This window comes from Bacillus sp. JJ1764 (genome assembly GCF_036962145.1).
Lineage (GTDB): Bacteria > Bacillota > Bacilli > Bacillales > Cytobacillaceae > Neobacillus.
On the sequence record NZ_JBALNY010000039.1, the window covers coordinates 12,057 to 28,801 of the forward strand.

18 protein-coding genes, 2 pseudogenes and 1 riboswitch are annotated in these 16,745 nt (G+C 36.4%); of the genes and pseudogenes, 5 read left to right on the plus strand and 15 right to left on the minus strand.

The window, feature by feature from the left end:
- The 6 genes from V7083_RS06255 to V7083_RS06280 all read right to left on the minus strand — a co-directional run bounded on the left by V7083_RS06255 (position 1) and on the right by V7083_RS06280 (position 5,248).
- Positions 1-957 carry an asparaginase gene (locus tag V7083_RS06255; RefSeq protein ID WP_335476483.1) on the minus strand — a complete coding sequence of 319 codons (957 nt, stop codon included), beginning with the start codon at positions 955-957 and terminating at the stop codon, positions 1-3.
- A 6-nt stretch (positions 958-963) separates the two neighbouring features.
- Positions 964-1,935: a YpdA family putative bacillithiol disulfide reductase gene (locus V7083_RS06260; RefSeq protein WP_335476485.1), complete on the minus strand. Its 972-nt coding sequence runs from the start codon at positions 1,933-1,935 to the stop codon at positions 964-966.
- A gap of 96 nt (positions 1,936-2,031) precedes the next feature.
- On the minus strand, positions 2,032-3,309 hold the full coding sequence (locus V7083_RS06265; RefSeq protein ID WP_335476487.1) for a Glu/Leu/Phe/Val family dehydrogenase: 1,278 nt from the start codon (positions 3,307-3,309) through the stop codon (positions 2,032-2,034).
- Between the two features lie 225 nt (positions 3,310-3,534).
- Complete coding sequence (locus V7083_RS06270) at positions 3,535-4,113, minus strand: adaptor protein MecA (protein ID WP_335476489.1); 579 nt, start codon at positions 4,111-4,113, stop codon at positions 3,535-3,537.
- A 69-nt stretch (positions 4,114-4,182) separates the two neighbouring features.
- Complete coding sequence (locus V7083_RS06275; protein ID WP_335476492.1) at positions 4,183-4,551, minus strand: hypothetical protein; 369 nt, start codon at positions 4,549-4,551, stop codon at positions 4,183-4,185.
- 64 nt (positions 4,552-4,615) lie between these two features.
- Entirely contained in the window at positions 4,616-5,248 is a 633-nt protein-coding gene (locus V7083_RS06280) for a CBS domain-containing protein (protein ID WP_335476494.1), read from the minus strand.
- Positions 5,249-5,389: 141 nt separating this feature from the next.
- On the opposite strand from V7083_RS06280, the gene V7083_RS06285 reads away from it, so the two are divergent.
- The 3 genes and pseudogenes from V7083_RS06285 to cotJC all read left to right on the plus strand — a co-directional run.
- Complete coding sequence (locus tag V7083_RS06285; RefSeq protein WP_335476496.1) at positions 5,390-5,620, plus strand: spore coat associated protein CotJA; 231 nt, start codon at positions 5,390-5,392, stop codon at positions 5,618-5,620.
- On the plus strand, positions 5,617-5,877 hold the full coding sequence (locus V7083_RS06290) for a spore coat protein CotJB (RefSeq protein WP_335476498.1): 261 nt from the start codon (positions 5,617-5,619) through the stop codon (positions 5,875-5,877). The genes V7083_RS06285 and V7083_RS06290 overlap by 4 nt, the downstream gene beginning before the upstream one ends.
- A gap of 21 nt (positions 5,878-5,898) precedes the next feature.
- Positions 5,899-6,135 (plus strand): annotated as a pseudogene (gene cotJC / locus V7083_RS06295) (spore coat protein CotJC); the annotation flags it as partial.
- A 75-nt stretch (positions 6,136-6,210) separates the two neighbouring features.
- On the opposite strand, the gene V7083_RS06300 reads toward cotJC, so the two are convergent.
- The 3 genes from V7083_RS06300 to V7083_RS06310 form a co-directional block, all read right to left on the minus strand.
- Entirely contained in the window at positions 6,211-6,360 is a 150-nt protein-coding gene (locus tag V7083_RS06300; protein WP_335476500.1) for a hypothetical protein, read from the minus strand.
- 346 nt (positions 6,361-6,706) lie between these two features.
- Positions 6,707-8,140: an alanine/glycine:cation symporter family protein gene (locus V7083_RS06305; RefSeq protein ID WP_335476502.1), complete on the minus strand. Its 1,434-nt coding sequence runs from the start codon at positions 8,138-8,140 to the stop codon at positions 6,707-6,709.
- 823 nt (positions 8,141-8,963) lie between these two features.
- Positions 8,964-10,481, minus strand: coding sequence for a recombinase family protein (locus tag V7083_RS06310; RefSeq protein ID WP_335476504.1), 1,518 nt, complete (start codon positions 10,479-10,481; stop codon positions 8,964-8,966).
- Between the two features lie 73 nt (positions 10,482-10,554).
- Here V7083_RS06310 and V7083_RS06315 point away from each other — a divergent pair.
- Positions 10,555-10,896, plus strand: a pseudogene (locus V7083_RS06315) (manganese catalase family protein); the annotation flags it as partial.
- Between the two features lie 24 nt (positions 10,897-10,920).
- Here the strand turns inward: V7083_RS06315 and V7083_RS06320 are convergent.
- The 5 genes from V7083_RS06320 to V7083_RS06340 form a co-directional block, all read right to left on the minus strand.
- Positions 10,921-11,376 carry a DUF2663 family protein gene (locus V7083_RS06320; protein ID WP_335476506.1) on the minus strand — a complete coding sequence of 152 codons (456 nt, stop codon included), beginning with the start codon at positions 11,374-11,376 and terminating at the stop codon, positions 10,921-10,923.
- An 86-nt stretch (positions 11,377-11,462) separates the two neighbouring features.
- Positions 11,463-12,152, minus strand: a complete 690-nt coding sequence (locus V7083_RS06325; protein WP_335476508.1) for a LysM peptidoglycan-binding domain-containing protein — start codon at positions 12,150-12,152, stop codon at positions 11,463-11,465.
- A 26-nt stretch (positions 12,153-12,178) separates the two neighbouring features.
- On the minus strand, positions 12,179-12,754 hold the full coding sequence (locus V7083_RS06330) for a CPBP family intramembrane glutamic endopeptidase (protein ID WP_335476510.1): 576 nt from the start codon (positions 12,752-12,754) through the stop codon (positions 12,179-12,181).
- Between the two features lie 5 nt (positions 12,755-12,759).
- Positions 12,760-14,241, minus strand: a complete 1,482-nt coding sequence (locus tag V7083_RS06335; protein ID WP_335476512.1) for a RecQ family ATP-dependent DNA helicase — start codon at positions 14,239-14,241, stop codon at positions 12,760-12,762.
- Positions 14,241-15,278 carry a helix-turn-helix domain-containing protein gene (locus V7083_RS06340; RefSeq protein ID WP_335476514.1) on the minus strand — a complete coding sequence of 346 codons (1,038 nt, stop codon included), beginning with the start codon at positions 15,276-15,278 and terminating at the stop codon, positions 14,241-14,243. The genes V7083_RS06335 and V7083_RS06340 overlap by 1 nt, the downstream gene beginning before the upstream one ends.
- Before the next feature lie 239 nt (positions 15,279-15,517).
- Between V7083_RS06340 and V7083_RS06345 the strand changes: the two genes are divergently transcribed.
- The gene (locus tag V7083_RS06345) at positions 15,518-15,766 is read left to right on the plus strand and encodes a ferredoxin (RefSeq protein ID WP_079509594.1); all 249 of its coding nucleotides are present in this window, start codon (positions 15,518-15,520) and stop codon (positions 15,764-15,766) included.
- 105 nt (positions 15,767-15,871) lie between these two features.
- Here V7083_RS06345 and V7083_RS06350 read toward each other — a convergent pair whose 3' ends face one another.
- Positions 15,872-16,447 (minus strand): ECF transporter S component, encoded by a 576-nt coding sequence (locus tag V7083_RS06350; RefSeq protein WP_335476516.1) that lies wholly within the window; start codon positions 16,445-16,447, stop codon positions 15,872-15,874.
- A 155-nt stretch (positions 16,448-16,602) separates the two neighbouring features.
- A riboswitch (FMN riboswitch) is annotated at positions 16,603-16,733 on the minus strand.
- Between the last annotated feature and the right edge of the window lie 12 nt (positions 16,734-16,745).

Genomic DNA, 16,745 nt, shown 5'->3' on the forward strand with positions numbered 1-16,745 from the left:
TCAAAAATGAATGTGTTCTAAATTGCTGGCAAGAGCAACCGCTAATTTGATTCTTGCTTTTTTAGAATCATTATCACTTCCAAGAATAACGCCTTTTTTATACAAATCATAGGCGCTTCCTTCATAATCATATGTTGTATAGACTGAGCCTTCCTCGGCACTGGTAGTGATCACAATCTTAATACCTTCTGAAATCGACTTTTCAATCTCTTCCATCATCTCTGGAGCAACCTGGCCTCGTCCTACTCCCTCAAGAACAATTCCTTTTACACCTGCTTCTCTGGCTACTTTTATAAACTTTCCATCTGCCCCGATGTAACATTTTATGATTTCAACTTGTGGAATAGATGAATTAATCTCAAAATATTCTCTTTTCACAGGCTTTTGAAAAACGTGAACTTCATCATTATCAATAATCCCCAGATATCCAAATCCAAAGACATTAAAACCTTGGATATTTGAAGCATGTTCTTTTTTTACATACCTTGCTGCAAAAATTCGCTCGTTAAAAACAACAACGGTTCCAACGTTATGTAAATCGTTTGAACAAGCAGAATAAATGGCATGTCGCAAATTTATATAAACATCGCTACCAAGATCATCTATTGAACGTTGTGATCCTGTTACAATTACCGGCCTGCTGTCTTTAATTGTTAAATCAAGAAAATATGCCGTTTCTTCCATTGTATCTGTACCATGGGTAACGACAACACCCGAAACTTGTTCATCCTTAAAATAACCGTCAATTTTATTTTTTAATACGACTAAGTCATCAAATGTAATATGAATACTCGCTTTTTGAAAAACGGATTCCACAATGACTTCAATGTCTGTAGGTAAATTACACATAGATGCCAGCTCTTCACCTGTTAATGCGCCTGAAGCTAATTTTCCTGATTCCTTATTTGGTTTACTGGCAATCGTTCCTCCTGTAGTTAACAATACAACCTTTTTCATTCCAATTTACCCTCTTTTCTCTTTTTCAAATATTGCATTTGCAATATGAAAACCGTGAAATCTCCCGTTTTCAATAAATATCTCATTCGCATTATTTCCTGCTGCAATAACCCCAGCAATAAAAATCCCCTCTATGTTCGTTTCATATGTTTCAGGGTGAAACGAAGGTCTTCCCGTTTCAGGGTCTATGGTAACCCCCATCTTTTGTAAAAATTGATGATCAGGATGATAGCCTGTCATCGCAAAGACAAAATCATTTTTTATCTCTTTTTGGACTCCATTTTTCAGATAAATGACTTGATCCTCAGTAATTTCTTTCACAATGGAGTTAAATTCCATGTTTACTACTCCGTCTCGTACTAATGCCTCAAATTCCGGAAGAATCCATGGTTTAATACTTTGTGAATACTGTGAACCTCTATAAATAACCGTGACTCTTGCTTTTGCTTTAACAAGTTCTATGGCTGCATCGACACTGGAGTTTTTCCCGCCAATAACGCAAACATCCTTATCAAAATAAGGGTGAGCCTCTTTAAAATAATGGGACACCTTTGATAATTCTTCCCCTGGAACGTTCATATAATTTGGATGGTCGTAATAGCCCGTGGCAATTACAACATAACGTGATTGGTAATCATTTTTATCGGTCTTTACCATAAATAGATCATCCTGTTTTGTTACCTCAACCACATGCTCAAAGGCATTGATGCGCAGGCCCTTTCTCATTGCCACTTCCCGATAATAGACAAGAGCCTGATTTCTTTTAGGCTTATAATTTTCGGTTAAAAACGGAACATCAGCAATCTCTAATTTTTCACTGGTACTAAAAAAGGTTTGATGTGTTGGATAATGATAAATGGAGTTTACAATATTGCCTTTCTCAATAATTAGCGGCTTTTTTCCAATTTCTTGCAGCGCAATTGCTGCTGCCAAACCGCATGGTCCCCCACCGACGATGATGATCTCTTCATTTTGCAAGTCCGTTACTCCCTTTCATCCAAATAAAATCTATTACATTATAATAAAAAAACTCCCATCTGTTAATGATAGGAGTTTTGTTTTGATATTTCAATATTAAATCCAGCCTCTAAAACGGCTTGCTTCAGCCATTTTCCTAACCCCAACCATATAAGCAGCCAAACGCATGTCGACGCGACGGGTCTCAGCTGTATCATATATATTGTTGAAGGATTTAACCATGACTTTTTCCAGTTTCTCTTCAACTTCTTCTTCTGTCCAATAATATCCCTGATTATTTTGAACCCATTCAAAATAAGAAACGGTAACGCCACCCGCTGAGGCAAGAACATCCGGTACTAATAAAATTCCACGTTCTGTAAGAATTTCCGTAGCTTCTAATGTAGTCGGACCATTTGCAGCTTCAACCACAATGCTGGCACGGATATTATGGGCATTTTCCTCTGTAATCTGATTTTCGATTGCAGCCGGTACAAGAATATCGCATTCAAGTTCAAGTAATTCTTTATTTGTAATGGTATTGTTAAAGAGTTTTGTAACAGTTCCAAAGCTGTCACGCCGGTCTAATAAATAATCAATATCAAGGCCATTTGGATCATATAGTGCGCCATAAGCATCGGAAATGCCGATTACTTTTGCCCCTGCATCATGCATAAATTTCGATAGGTAGCTTCCGGCATTTCCGAAGCCCTGAATAACAACCCTTGCTCCTTCAATTGAAATGCCCTTCTTTTTCGCAGCCTCCCGAATACAAATCGTTACACCTTTCGCAGTGGCTGAATCACGGCCATGTGAACCTCCAAGTACCAATGGTTTCCCTGTAATAAACCCAGGGGAATTAAATTCGTCAATTCGGCTGTATTCATCCATCATCCAAGCCATAATTTGCGAATTAGTAAATACATCGGGAGCAGGAATATCCTTTGTAGGTCCTACAATTTGACTGATAGCCCGTACATATCCACGGCTCAATCTTTCAAGTTCCCTAAAAGACATGTCGCGTGGATCACAGACGATTCCGCCTTTACCGCCACCATATGGAAGATCAACGATTCCGCATTTTAAGCTCATCCAAATTGAAAGAGCCTTCACTTCAGTCTCTGTAACACCGGGATGAAAGCGAATTCCACCTTTTGTTGGACCGACTGCGTCATTATGCTGTGCGCGATAACCGGTAAATATTTTAACTGAACCGTCATCCATTCTGACGGGAATTTTAACTGTCATCATACGTAATGGCTCTTTTAAGAGCTCGTAAACCTCTTCAGGATATCCTAATCTATCAAGGGCTTTATGAATAACTGTCTGTGTAGATTTTAACACATTATGTTTGCCCTCTTGATTAGTCTTTTCAGTATCTTTTTCGGCTGCCATTTGTAAACCTCCTAAGAAATCACTTTTACGAATGTTGTCCGCGCTTTCAGTCACAAGTATACACCTTTACATGAGTAATGCAAATAATTAATATATATACTTTTTTTGTTTAATACCGTGTATATGTAAACGTTACCACGCATGATGGCAACGTTAAATTTTTATTCCGTATTCCAGCTGATAATAGTCATACCGCCACCTTCATATAGCAGCATTATTATACCCTTATTTAAAATAATGCATTATGGTCTCGATTGCATTTTTCTCCAAAATCCTGTTTCCGTATTCCGCCAAAATATAAGGACTCTGAATAGACGCATTTCCGAATTCAGCTAATAAGGGTGCCGTAATTTCTCTTGACCCTGCTTCTTTATCGAGCAATAGAAAATATTGATTATTCATTCTATATAAACTTCCACCAAAAATATTCAGTGAAGCCAGTCTTTTTGAAAGGTTAATAATGTCCTCAAATTCATCAAATTCATATAAAAGATCCTCGAATCCCCCCACTCTAACCTGCATCTCTATAAATCCATCTGCTAATATTTCTTCATCTTCTTTAACATCATCAACCGTAATAATCATTATCAACCCTTGTGCATGGAGGGAGAAAATTTCCACCGCTACAGAACCCCTTATATCAACATCAAATTCTACACTTGCCTCTTCAAGTAAATCATGAAAGAGCTGATTCCATTTACCTGAATCTTTCCATATTTCCTCATTGGATAATCCTCTTTCAAACAAATCATCAGAGGTTAAAAAAATTTTAATTTTATTTGCTGCTAAGCGTTCCAAGCGCATGATTTAGCCCCCTGCCGTGACCTAACTCTTGTTTCTAGAGTATGCATCGGGGCGTATATTGTGAATGTCTTACATGTTAATTGATGCTACACCGTAAATGACACTAACACACAAGATTAAGAGAGAATGTTCCCATCCCAACTGAAATAAAAAGAAAAAAACAACAAGACAACCTATCGAATTGAACAAAAAATACCACTTTTGCTCCTTTTGCTTACTGAATATCTTTCCCAAAGTATGTATAAGATCTCTAAAAACTCTCCCAGTAAAAATTACTCCAAGAAAAAAGGCCAATGTAGCAGCAAAAAACTCAAGAGGATGAATGACCAGTTCGATAAAAAAGTCCCCCAGTATAAACGGATGCTGAACAGTAATCCATTTAATGACTAAATAGCCGCAAATAAAAACTCCTAAAAGTCTAATAAGCCTTAAAAACATCAAAATCCCTCCCATAACCAAATGTATGAGAGGGATTTACATTCTTTTCATATTTTTCAAAGTATTATACTTCTTTAATACTCAAAATCCGGAATCCATGTTCCTCCAGTTTTTTAATAAATTTATCAATATTATCTTTCTTCTCAATTTTCATCACGATTCTTCTGACAAGTTTATCAGTTTCATCAAAGGTAACTAGTGAAATAATATGCTCATGAAAATGATGGGCAATTTCAGCTAACCTTGCAATTCTGCCCTCTGTTTCGACAGAAGTAAAAGCGATTCTCACACCTGGACGATTGACTCCAAAAGCGCTTTCAAAAGAGCTTAAAACATCTGCCCTTGTAACGGCTCCAAGAAATTCAAGATTATCATTTACTACAGCTAACAGAGGAAAATCCTTCAAGTCTAGCAAAGTTTTTTCAAATAGTTCTGCACCCTTTAAATACCTATCTTGATATTTAGCAAGATCTTTAACTAAGGTTGAAGCTAAATATTCCTCTTTTGGTTGATTTGAAAGAAAATAATTTTCATAAATACTATATCTGGTAATAACCCCGGCGTAAAGGTTGCCACTCAAAACCGGTAATCCATCAATCTTGTGGGCTTCAAGCCTTTCAAGTGCAGAAGCTAAGGTTTCTGATTCTAGTGCGGTCACACATTCCTGTTTTGGAATCATGATATTCTTTACAAACATACCCATCACCTCAATGTAAATTACTTCACCTTTATTATACTTCTATATCTGGGGCAAAAAACCTCTAATATATTAAAGATTTATGTCATGTGACGAAAAATTTTTCATATGATTAATTGATGATGAATAAGGAGGTATGGTATGAATACTCATCTTAAAAGCTATCATCCATACGCAAGTCCATTTGATCCTTGTAAACCCATTCTTGAAAAAGCCTATTCTACACCACCACATTTATATATTGGTTTCCAACCACCCAATTTGGAGCAGTTTTCACCTATGGAAGCTCTGAAGGCTGGGACCCTGTGGAAGGATTTTTATGATCCGTGGTACAGTCCTTATGAGAAAGGAAAAAGGGGGCCGTCAACATGAAGCAGGTTCCCTCTGAATATTATCAACTTATGGAACAACTCCAGGCAGTAGATTTTGTTTTGGTTGAACTGACCCTTTATTTAGATACCCATAATGATGATATGGAAGCAATAAATCAATTCAATCATTATGCAAAGGAAAGAAAAAGATTAAAAAAACAATTTGAAAGTCAATTTGGACCACTACAACAATTTGGCAATAGTTATTCTAATTATCCTTGGAATTGGGACGATAGTCCATGGCCTTGGCAAGTTTAATAGAAGGAGGGATCGTGTTACATGTGGATTTATGAGAAAAAATTACAATATCCGGTTCGCGTTAGTACATGTAATCCCATGTTAGCAAAATTTTTAATTGAACAATACGGCGGTGCTGACGGGGAACTTGCTGCTGCCCTAAGATATTTAAATCAACGTTACACGATTCCCGATAAAGTAATTGGCCTTCTCACGGATATTGGAACAGAAGAATTCGCTCATCTGGAGATGATTGCCACTATGGTGTATAAACAAACTATCTATTTTTTGCAACACATATGCAAAAAGAAAAGAGGTTCTGTTCCAAGTTAATTGGAACTTGATCCCTCTGAGTTATCCCACAATGGATTTACTTTTTAATAAGCGTTTGATCAGGCTTTTCAAGTCAAGCTCTCCATATACTCGAACAACTCCAACTCCCTCAACTCGTGTCTCCCTATTGAGTTTTCTCCCTTTTAGAATTTCCTCTCTGTTTTTTCTCAAGTTGCCTCACACTCCCCACTGTCAGAATATGAACAAAATCGTTTGTCCTATTACTGAAAATGGAAAGAGTAGACGTTGTCATTGGTCAAAGAGCTTTCCAGTTCCTTATCTAATACCCAAATTGACTTTATTTCCACCATTCCGTATATTTCAGCCACGATAGCAATGAATTATTGGGCTATTCGTTCTGACAAGACCCAAGAAATAAAAATGTCTATCGCATTACCATAATATCCCTTAGTTCAAGTATCATCTCCCTTGAAAGTAAATGGATGTTCTCCTTACAAAAATGTTTTCACCCAAAAAAAAGATATTCAGACATATTGAAGTCTGAATATCTTTTTTATTACATGATATTTTCCTTTTTTAAAGTTGATGCATCCTGAGAATACTCCCAACTTTCAATTTTTTCTAGACCTTTAATGCTGTCTTTATAAAAAACAGGATCTTTTCCAGCTTTTTTCTGTTTCACGTAATCATGTAATGCAGCAAAGGCTATTTTTGATAGCAATGTAATAGCAATCAAGTTAACGATAACCATTAGGCCCATAAATAAATCCGCTAAATCCCATACAAGCTGGACTTTTGCAACCGCACCGAATACAATCATGGCGAACGCGCCTATTCGGTATAGCATCACCCATACTTTACTCTTGAGCAAAAACCGAACGTTTGTTTCCCCGTAATAATAGTTACCAATTAACGTACCGAATCCAAATAGGAAAATAAAGATAGCAAGAACGCCTGATGCCCAAGAACCGATGTGTTCACTTAATGCTGCTTGTGTAAGTGCAATACCATTTAGCCCTGGTTGTTTGTAAGCATCGGAAAGTAAAATAATAAATGCAGTGCTTGTACAGATGATCAGTGTATCCGTTAATACGCCAAATGCTTGAATAAGTCCTTGTTTCACCGGGTGGCTTGTTGTTGCAGTTGCGGCAACGTTTGGCGCACTCCCCATACCAGCTTCATTTGAGTATAAACCACGTTTAACTCCATTCATGAGCGCAGCCCCGATTGAACCGCCTGCTATTTGTTTAAAGCCAAACGCGTTTTGAACAATAAGAGAAAGAACTTCCGGCATTTTTGTTATGTTCATAGCTATGACAAATAATGCAACACCAAGGTATAACACAGCTAGAATCACAACCTTGTATTCAGCCAGTTTTGCAATACGCTGTACACCGCCAAAGATAATCGCAGCGAAAGCAAGTGTCATGATAATCCCTACAGTTAAACGATCTGTACCAAATGAGTTCTCAAAAGCAATTGTAACGGTATTTGATTGTACAGAATTGAATACAAGACCGAAAGAAAGCGTAATTAATATGGAGAATAATACTCCCATCCAACGTTTGTTTAATCCTTTTTCCATATAATAGGATGGGCCGCCGCGGAAACCATTTTTATCTTTTACTTTATATACTTGCGCTAACGTACTTTCGATAAAGCTGGTTGCTGAGCTAATTATAGCAATAATCCACATCCAGAATACCGCTCCAGGACCGCCTAATGCTATCGCAATCGCAATCCCTGTGATATTACCTGTTCCAACGCGAGCGGCCATACCAATACAGAACGCTTGAAATGGAGAAACGCTATCTTTAGAACCAGTTCTCCCTTCCATTAAAACACAGACCATTTCCTTTAACATTCGAAACTGTACAAATTTTAATTTAAATGTGAAATAAATCCCGCAAGCAACAAGCATAATAATTAATAGTTTTGACCAAAGGAAATCATTTGTTGCGCCAACCATATTTTGTAGTAATTGTTGCATTTTATCACCTTATTTCCAAATTTAGTAACTAATAATTTATATAAATCCGTTTTAATTTTCCGACACATCCCAACTCGTCCCATATACGCACAAGTTAAACTGTTATGAATGATGCTCTCAGGCTAAACCTTGTTTTTTAATCTATTTAAGAGACTTTGTTTTTGACAAAGGGTGAAACTCGTATATTATTTTATGCAACTTGTAATTTCTCCATCTTATTGTTGACTGATTTATATTACCTGTGGATTTGATAAGCCTTTCTTCTTTTCTAATTCATACATGTCATGGCGATGTGGAACGGATTGGACATCAATGTTTTGATTTGAGGATCGAGAATGTCAACCAATTGATTAGATTTTTTTCTCCTTAATAACCTTTGATTACTTCTGTTGTTATTTAGTATAGAGTGTTCAAAATGTTTTTTATTGTTAAAAAAGGAAAAATGTAGAGTGTCCTTTTGGATAATTCCGTAAAAGTATGATCTACATGAATTTTTCATGAGGTTCAAGTTTTTTAAAATAATGTTAAACTAATTCTAATTCGCAAAAACAAAGTTTTTAAACATATTTGAAAACACTATTAAATAGTAAGGGAAATTTCTTTTCAAGTCAAATTGAATAATAGTTTTTAAACGTAATAAAAATGATAAAATTAGTTTGCTACTTTCACATTTCAAGAAAAACGTATGATAATTGAGGAGTCGAATTTGTTTTCAATCAAATATATGAGATTTCAAAACTATTGTAATTTCTAGTTTAATTATAAACAATTGGAACTTAGTGGTAATATTTAATGGGGTGCAAAACAAAATAACAAAATGACCTCATAAAGCAAGGTCACCAATGTCTTTCCATACAATTTCAATTTGGATATTATTTTCGTTCTTTGTATAAAAAATGGCTTCAATATAATCTCTCAAAATATCATTTGTTTCAACCTCTGGAAGTTGTTCGCTTCCAGTAAGGACTTTTTTAATTTTGTTCAATGTTATCTCCTGAAAGCACAGCTCGTCTGACACTTCTTGATTCCGAAGCTGTTCAATTTGCTCCTCAAGTCCCTGAATTTGTTCTTTAAGCTGTCTTATTTGTTGTTGGGCTTCAGACTCTGAAAATATCTCTTTTATAAAACCTTGCTGTACCCTCTTGACGCTTAGCTCAAGTTTTTGGATTTGTTTCCTTTTGGTATCAATTTCTCCCTTACGGTTCACGCTCTCTCCTTTGTCAGCTCCTTTAATCAGCTCATTATATTCCTCCAGCTTATCTCCATATTGGCCCAGTTCAGTATAAAAAAGCTTTTCAAACTCGGATAGGTTCACTCCTTTGTTTTGACAAACTGTATATTGAGTCATATCCTCGTTATATTTTCGAGTTTGACAGCTTGAAATTCTTTTTTTATTTCCTCTTGAGGTCTGGAAGGAATGAACCCCTCCACAAATACCGCAAATAATGAGACCAGAGAATTTATGTTTACCAAGTTTCATAGAGGGCGGTCTGGAATTTCTTTTCTCCTTAATTACTTGAACTTGTTCCCAGTCTTCCTGAGAAATAAGAGCTTCATGAGTATTTTCAACCAGAATTTGCTCCTCCTTTTTTGTCTTCTTTGTTACTCTTTTTCCCTCAACTTTCTTTTGAGTAGTTTTTCCATATAGTGAATGACCAGCATAAACCGGATTATTAAGTAGTCGAGAAACTCCAGCAGGAGTCCAAATGAGACCAACAGAGGTCACAATATTTTCATGATCAAACTTGAAAGCAATGTCCTTTGTTGACATTCCCTCAAGGTAAAACTTAAATATTTTTTTAATAACCAGAGCGTCCTCACTTGGTTCGAGTTTCTTTGTCTCCTTGTTATACCTATAACCCACTGGATTTTTCTTTCCTAACCAATTCCCTTGTTTTGCTGATTGCCTGGTTCCTCGAACGAGACGCTTTTTAATTTGTTGGTATTCTGATTTTGCTATTACGGACATAAAGTCTGAAAACATGTCGTCAGACTCATTTGAAAAGTCAAAGGTTTTTGATGGAGTAACAACGAGAACTCTAGCATTAACCAAGAGCATTTTTATTTGGCCAAAGTGAATGACATTCCTTGAAAGTCGGTCAAGGTCAGCTACCACAACAGCGTCAAAATAAAAGAGATTGACTTTATCCAGCATTTTTTGAAGTTCCTCACGTTCCTCTAGTTCTTGACTGGAACCAACCTCTTTGAAGAGCTCCCAACTCCAGTTGTTTTTCTCACAAAGGTCAATAAGGACCGCTTGTTGACGATTCAAAGTTTCCTCCGTCTCCTCTTCACGACTTTTCCGAACATATACAGCAACTTTTGAAATTTTCTTTTCCATTTAAGCTATCTCCTTGGTTAATTCAACATATATATACCTTATTTTGTGACGTTGCAGAATATACTTAAATTGTAAATTAACCAAAGATGCCACTCCTGAGCAATTAAAAGCGGCAGGGCTTTCAGAGCATTACGCGGATCATGATAGTGCCCTTTTTTATCATAATGCAGCAGGTGTCCCTTTTACGGCAACCTATATCCAAGCAAAAGGAGACCCAATCGCTGACCTTTATGAAGATATTGCGGCGGAAGAAAAAGCCCGAGCCACCTACCAATGGATTATCAATATGAGTGACGATCCGGATTTGAATGATGGTCTCAGGTTTTTGAGGGAAAGAGAAATCATTCACTCCCAACGGTTCCGTGAAGCAGTTGAAATCTTAAAGGATGAAAAGGGAAAAAAGAAAATATTTTAACTAGGAAGCAGTTGGACCTGCTTCTTATTTTTTTTCATGGTACAGGTTAATATCATAGGCTTTTTTCATCACATCAAAGACAATGTGCCTATTATTCCACTGTTCTTCTTTTTTCCATAAGTCTTTACTCCGATCTACAATTTCACAGCGGAGTTCTTGGTATTCTTTTTCTTTCTTTTCCTTTTGCTGTTTCAATACATTCATAGAACCGTATCCTATAATTGTAAGAGCTAATAATACTATATTCACCTGATCATTCACCGAAGCTGTGAACATGGCCATGAATGAATAGGAATAATACTTGGCTATTGTAAAATAAAAATACACGAAATAAATAAGTGCCAATAACAAAGTGGCATATATTGAAATAAAATGCTTTTTTTCCGCCTTATCAAATTTATCCTTCCGTTTCCTAACATTCTCGAGCATTTGCTTTGTAGCTTCATCTGTATATTCCAAAGATTGAATCGGAGAATCCATCACTATCCCTCCATTTCTCCCTACATACTTATGAGCTTGTCTCTCTTTTTATGTATAAAAAAAACCGATAATTTAATCGGTTTTGGTTATTGGTTGAGCGGAATTTTCAAGACTTGCCCTTCTGTTAATTGGTCGCCTTGAAGTTGGTTGGCTCGCTTAATGATGTCCATCCCAGTTTGTGATCGATAATATTTCATGGCAATACCAAATAAAGTTTCTTTTGCCCTTACGGTATGGTATACAACTTTACTTGTTTGTTGTGGAGCTGGTTTTGGTTGAGGCTTTACAACTACCTTTTGTGGTGTACTATTTTTGTCCGAACCGCCGAAATTAGCCCCACCTTGATTGGAAACCTCTCCGGTATTTGGTGGCGCTGTTTCTGATTGGATTTGACTGTTCTCATCCTCTTTACCAACCGGGGTGTTTTCTGTTTTTCTTTGATCTTTTATCTTTTTTTCTTTGGTAGTTTCCAAATTCACCGTTTCATATCCAACATGTTCCCCTGATGTTTTAACCGCATTTGAAATTTTATGTCCATCCCGATAGAAAATAACACTGAAAATAATGACAGGAAGGAGAAAAAAGAATAACACTAGTAACCTGATCACTGGATATTTAACTTTCCATTTCATTTTCTTTTTCTTATTGCGATGCAGCTGTTCCCTTGGAGGCAGCGGGTCCATATTTTCAACTGTATGATTAGTATTGCCATTTATTTCTTTCACTTTTTGTCTTAAGCTTTCTGCTTGATCTCTATATTGATCTTCTTTATTCATAAACCCCAACTCCTTTATCACAAAAATCATTTCCTAGATCTGAACTTTATATAGACCCCTAATAAAAAATCAATAATAAAATGCATAACGATTGTAACAGCTAAATTATTAGTCCACTCGTACACGAAGCCAATCAATAAGCTTAGGGAAACGATATTAACAAATAAAAACCAATTAAATAGATAACGATAGTGTATGATGGCAAAAATTAAACTTGCCCAAATAAGTCCCACTTTCGTTTGAATGATTCCTCGAAACAATAATTCCTCACTAAATGCAACAAAAAAAGCGATAAAGAAAATGTGAAATACATTTCGATTTTTAAAAATTCGTTCGTTTAATCCCCCATCATCATAATAAGAAGCAGGTAACCATTTCATTAGAACCGCATCTATCATGACAACCACAATTCCGAGAGACAAACCTATCGTTATAATTTTACTGTCATGTATGCGAAACTGATTAAAATAGGAGAAATGATCATAAAAGAGCCAGCCCAAAATGAATGAAGCAATCAACAGAATGATCTGTGTCAGATAGAGATGAAAAAGCAGTTCCCGATCCGTTAAACCTGAAATTAGTTCATTATATTTCGTTTTCATTTGTTTTACCCACTATTAATTAATAATTTTGCAAGATATTCTTTCCATGTTTCTGCTACTTTTCTTTCCTGCACATTGTGATTCATCGCTTGGTAATCCGTAAGTTCCAGCCCACAAAAATCACAGCAAGACGTTACCTTTTCCTCCACTATTTCATCGAAGAATTCCAATATGAGTTCTCTTCTGCATCGTTTTGCCAAGATCCAATTTTTCATATAGAATATTTGGTCCTTTTTAACAGCCAATCGCTCATAAACAAACTTCAATATTTTCTCTTTTAAGCGATCATTTGAATCTTCCAATGAAGATTCGTTAAAGAAACCCTCCATAATTCTCCATTGTACTTCCGTAAATCCCCCAAGTTCCTTTAAATGAGCATGTAGCTCAGAACCGTCCACTTTAGAAATTTCCCTAAAAAGCCAATCAATTTGCTGCGGAGATGGCAGTTCTCCTTCCACCAATTGAAGAGGGATCTGTTCATCCCCTGGTGTATATAACAAAATCGCGATACTCGGTTTACCGTCACGTCCTGCTCTTCCGATTTCTTGTAAATATGACTCTAATGTCATCGGCATGTGGAAATGGATAATAAATCGAATATTTTCCTTATTAACGCCCATTCCAAACGCACTTGTAGCACAAATAACATCAAGCTGATCATGAATAAATTGCTGTTGAATTAATACTCGGGTATTCTGGTCAAGACCGCTATGATAAGGACTTGCTTCACATATTCTCTGATCGGTCAATAGGGTTGCCATGGATTCAGCTGTTTTTTTACTGGAAAAATAAATAATGCCCGGCTTCGGTAGCTTAGACACCAACTCTAAAATTCGCTGCTCCTTTTCTTGGTATCCTGTTACTTCTTCCAAATATAATCCAATATTAGGACGATCAATGGATGAAATAACCTTTGAAACCTGTTTAAGGTCCAAAGACTGAATAATATCCTCCCGTACTTTGTCAGTTGCAGTAGCGGTAAGAGCAAGTGTTAATGGACTACCGAGTTGCCTGCGGATCACTCCAAGTTTGGAGTAATCTGGACGAAAGTCATATCCCCATTGTGAGATGCAATGGGCCTCATCGACTACAAATAAATCTATGGCTAGCTTTTGAAGCTTATGAATGATGTAGGGAATGGTTAGCATCTCAGGTGAAATAAATATATACTTATACTCATTTATATGATGAAGAACTCTATTTTTCTCATCTATAGACAGAAATGAATTTAGCGCCACTACTCTTTTTTCACCAAACCGTTTAAACTGCTCAACCTGATCAAGCATTAGTGATAGAAGTGGAGAAATGATTAAAATGTGTCCAGTTAGGACATAGCCTGGGAGATGGTAACATAATGTTTTACCAGTTCCGGTAGGGAGCATTGCCAACGTATGCTGTCCGGAAAGAATAGAGGTAATAACCTCCTTTTGTCCCGGTTTAAAGGAAGAATAGCCAAATTCCGTTTTTAATATTGTTTCTAAATCCATTATTGAACACCATACTTCGCCAAAACTAATCTGATTTGAAAGTAACTAGCTATTTTAACCTGGTCCTTAATATACTTGAGCTGTTTTGTGGTTAAACGCTTCGCCTGCTCTATAATCATTTCCTGTAATTCTTTATGAACATAGTCCTCAATCGAAAAATCATCTCTATGCAGGGCAATTTCTACAAGATGGTCTTCAATTGTACTCATTTTTAAATGACGTTCCGCCGCAATCATTTCAATTGAATAGCCTGATTTTAATAAATTCCAAGTTTTCCTTGTGGATTGAGTCATATCATTGTCCTGATCCAAACCATGCAAAAGAAAAGCTAGCAACGGAAAAGATAATAGATCACTTGAGATTTTTTGAATCATGAAATGTAGAATATTTAAGAAATCAAGATGGTAGTCCAGCGGGTCTAGATTTACTCGTTTCGCTGCTTGCAGAGATGTCAATCCAATCTGCCCGAATCCGGTTAGACGAAATACCATTAAAGAAGGGTTAATCTCACCAACCCCTTCGAAACAGCTGTTAATTTCAGAATAAAGTTCCGTTCCAAGTTCATGTCTTGAGACTTGAACTTGATGTACAACTTTTTTAAGCCAGTCTTGAATGTCCTTATTTTTTTGGATCGGAATATATCTGGTTTCTCCATAAGCAAAATGGGAAGCAACTTGAACAAATAAGGAAAGCCGCTCCCAAAAAACAGAGCTAATCTTTTGATATGTCCATCCATTTATAAATTTTAGTCCTGAAAAGCTTTCTAAAATCCCCTCTCCAATTTGTGAAGGAAGATATTTTTGTTCACCGCAAGTTGTTATCAATCGTTCTTCTTTCATTACTTGTATAAAGGAATCAAACTCATCCCTAGTTATCGTTTCGAAGATCCCAAAATACTTCTTTAGCCTAAATAAATGTGCGTCTTGAATGGTTTGCGCTGACTTTTTTCCATTAAACAGATGAAAGATGGAATAAACCGTCCTTTCATTATTCAATCTTTTTAGACAATCTAGTATAACTGATTTACATTGGTTCAACGCATACACATCCTTTCCGACAATATTCCCCAAATTCCTCTTTATTCTACCATGAAAAACGTTTTCTTGTTGTTCAAAATTGTAGAAGTGACCAAAATAAACCGTAACTGGGATAAATGTATTTTTCTATTGAAAAGTTGTCGATACAGTTTTACAATAGAAATGTGAAATTTGTTTTCCAATTCATGTTTGGAAAATAGGTAAGACAATTTTTGTTATTTAACTGGGAGGTTTTTTTCATGGCAAAGTATACAATTGTAGACAAGGAAACCTGCATCGCATGTGGTGCTTGTGGCGCAGCTGCTCCAGATATCTATGATTATGATGATGAGGGGATTGCATTTGTAACTCTTGACGATAACGAAGGTATTGTTGAAATTCCAGATGTATTAATCGATGATATGATGGACGCTTTTGAAGGTTGCCCAACTGATTCTATTAAGGTTGCTGACGAACCATTCGATGGCGATGCAACTAAATTCGAATAAGTAAAAGATATTGATAAAGCTACTACTCCTCACCATTTATGGTGAGGGTTTTTTATTTGTCTACAAAACAAAAGACAGCCAAGTTAAATGGCTGTCCTTAAACCTTTATGCGTTTTTTACAGGCGATAATTTTTGAATCCAAGACTGCATCCTTATAAATAGGAGCATAAATATAATAGACATCATTACACCTTTTAAGATATTAAAAGGAAGAATAGCAGGCACCACATAATTTCGCATATCCGGATAGTTTAATAGTGCTGTGTAGGCAGGCAAGATAATGAGGTAATTTAAAATACTCATCATGATAGCCATAATCACTGTACCTGCAATTAATGCAAGTGTCATACCCTTCCTTGTTTTAAGTTTGTTATAGACAAAATAGGTTGGTAATATAAACAGAATACCCGCTAAAAAGTTGGCTATATGCCCAACCGGAATTCCTGTCTGGCTTCCTGTTGCAATGTAATTCAGTATATTCTTGAAAAATTCAACTAAAATTCCCGCCACAGGGCCAAAAATTAATGTGGCAATCAGTGCAGGAATATCACTGAAATCGACAAACAAAAAATTCGGAAAAAGCGGTAACGGGAAATTTAACAACATGAGCAGATACGCGATACTACTGAGCATTCCAATCGATACCATTGCTTTTACCTTTGTGTTCTTCTTTTTCTTCATTTTCCTCTCTCCTTTTTTGATCCATCACGTTTAGGAAGAGAGGTTCAGCCGTCATCACCTTATAATAAAACTCCCTCAAGAAAAAACTTGAGGGAGTTAACAAGGCATGCTTAATAAACGTTCAAAACTATAAAATTTTGAGACGCTCGCAGAACCTCCATCTTCTCCCATCCAGACTATACTGTCGGCTTTGGAATCTCACCAAATCCTGCCTTGCGGCTCGCGGGCTCAAGAGTCGAACTCTAATACCGCCGATCGGGAATTTCACCCTGCCCCGAAGATAGATCGATATAAATTT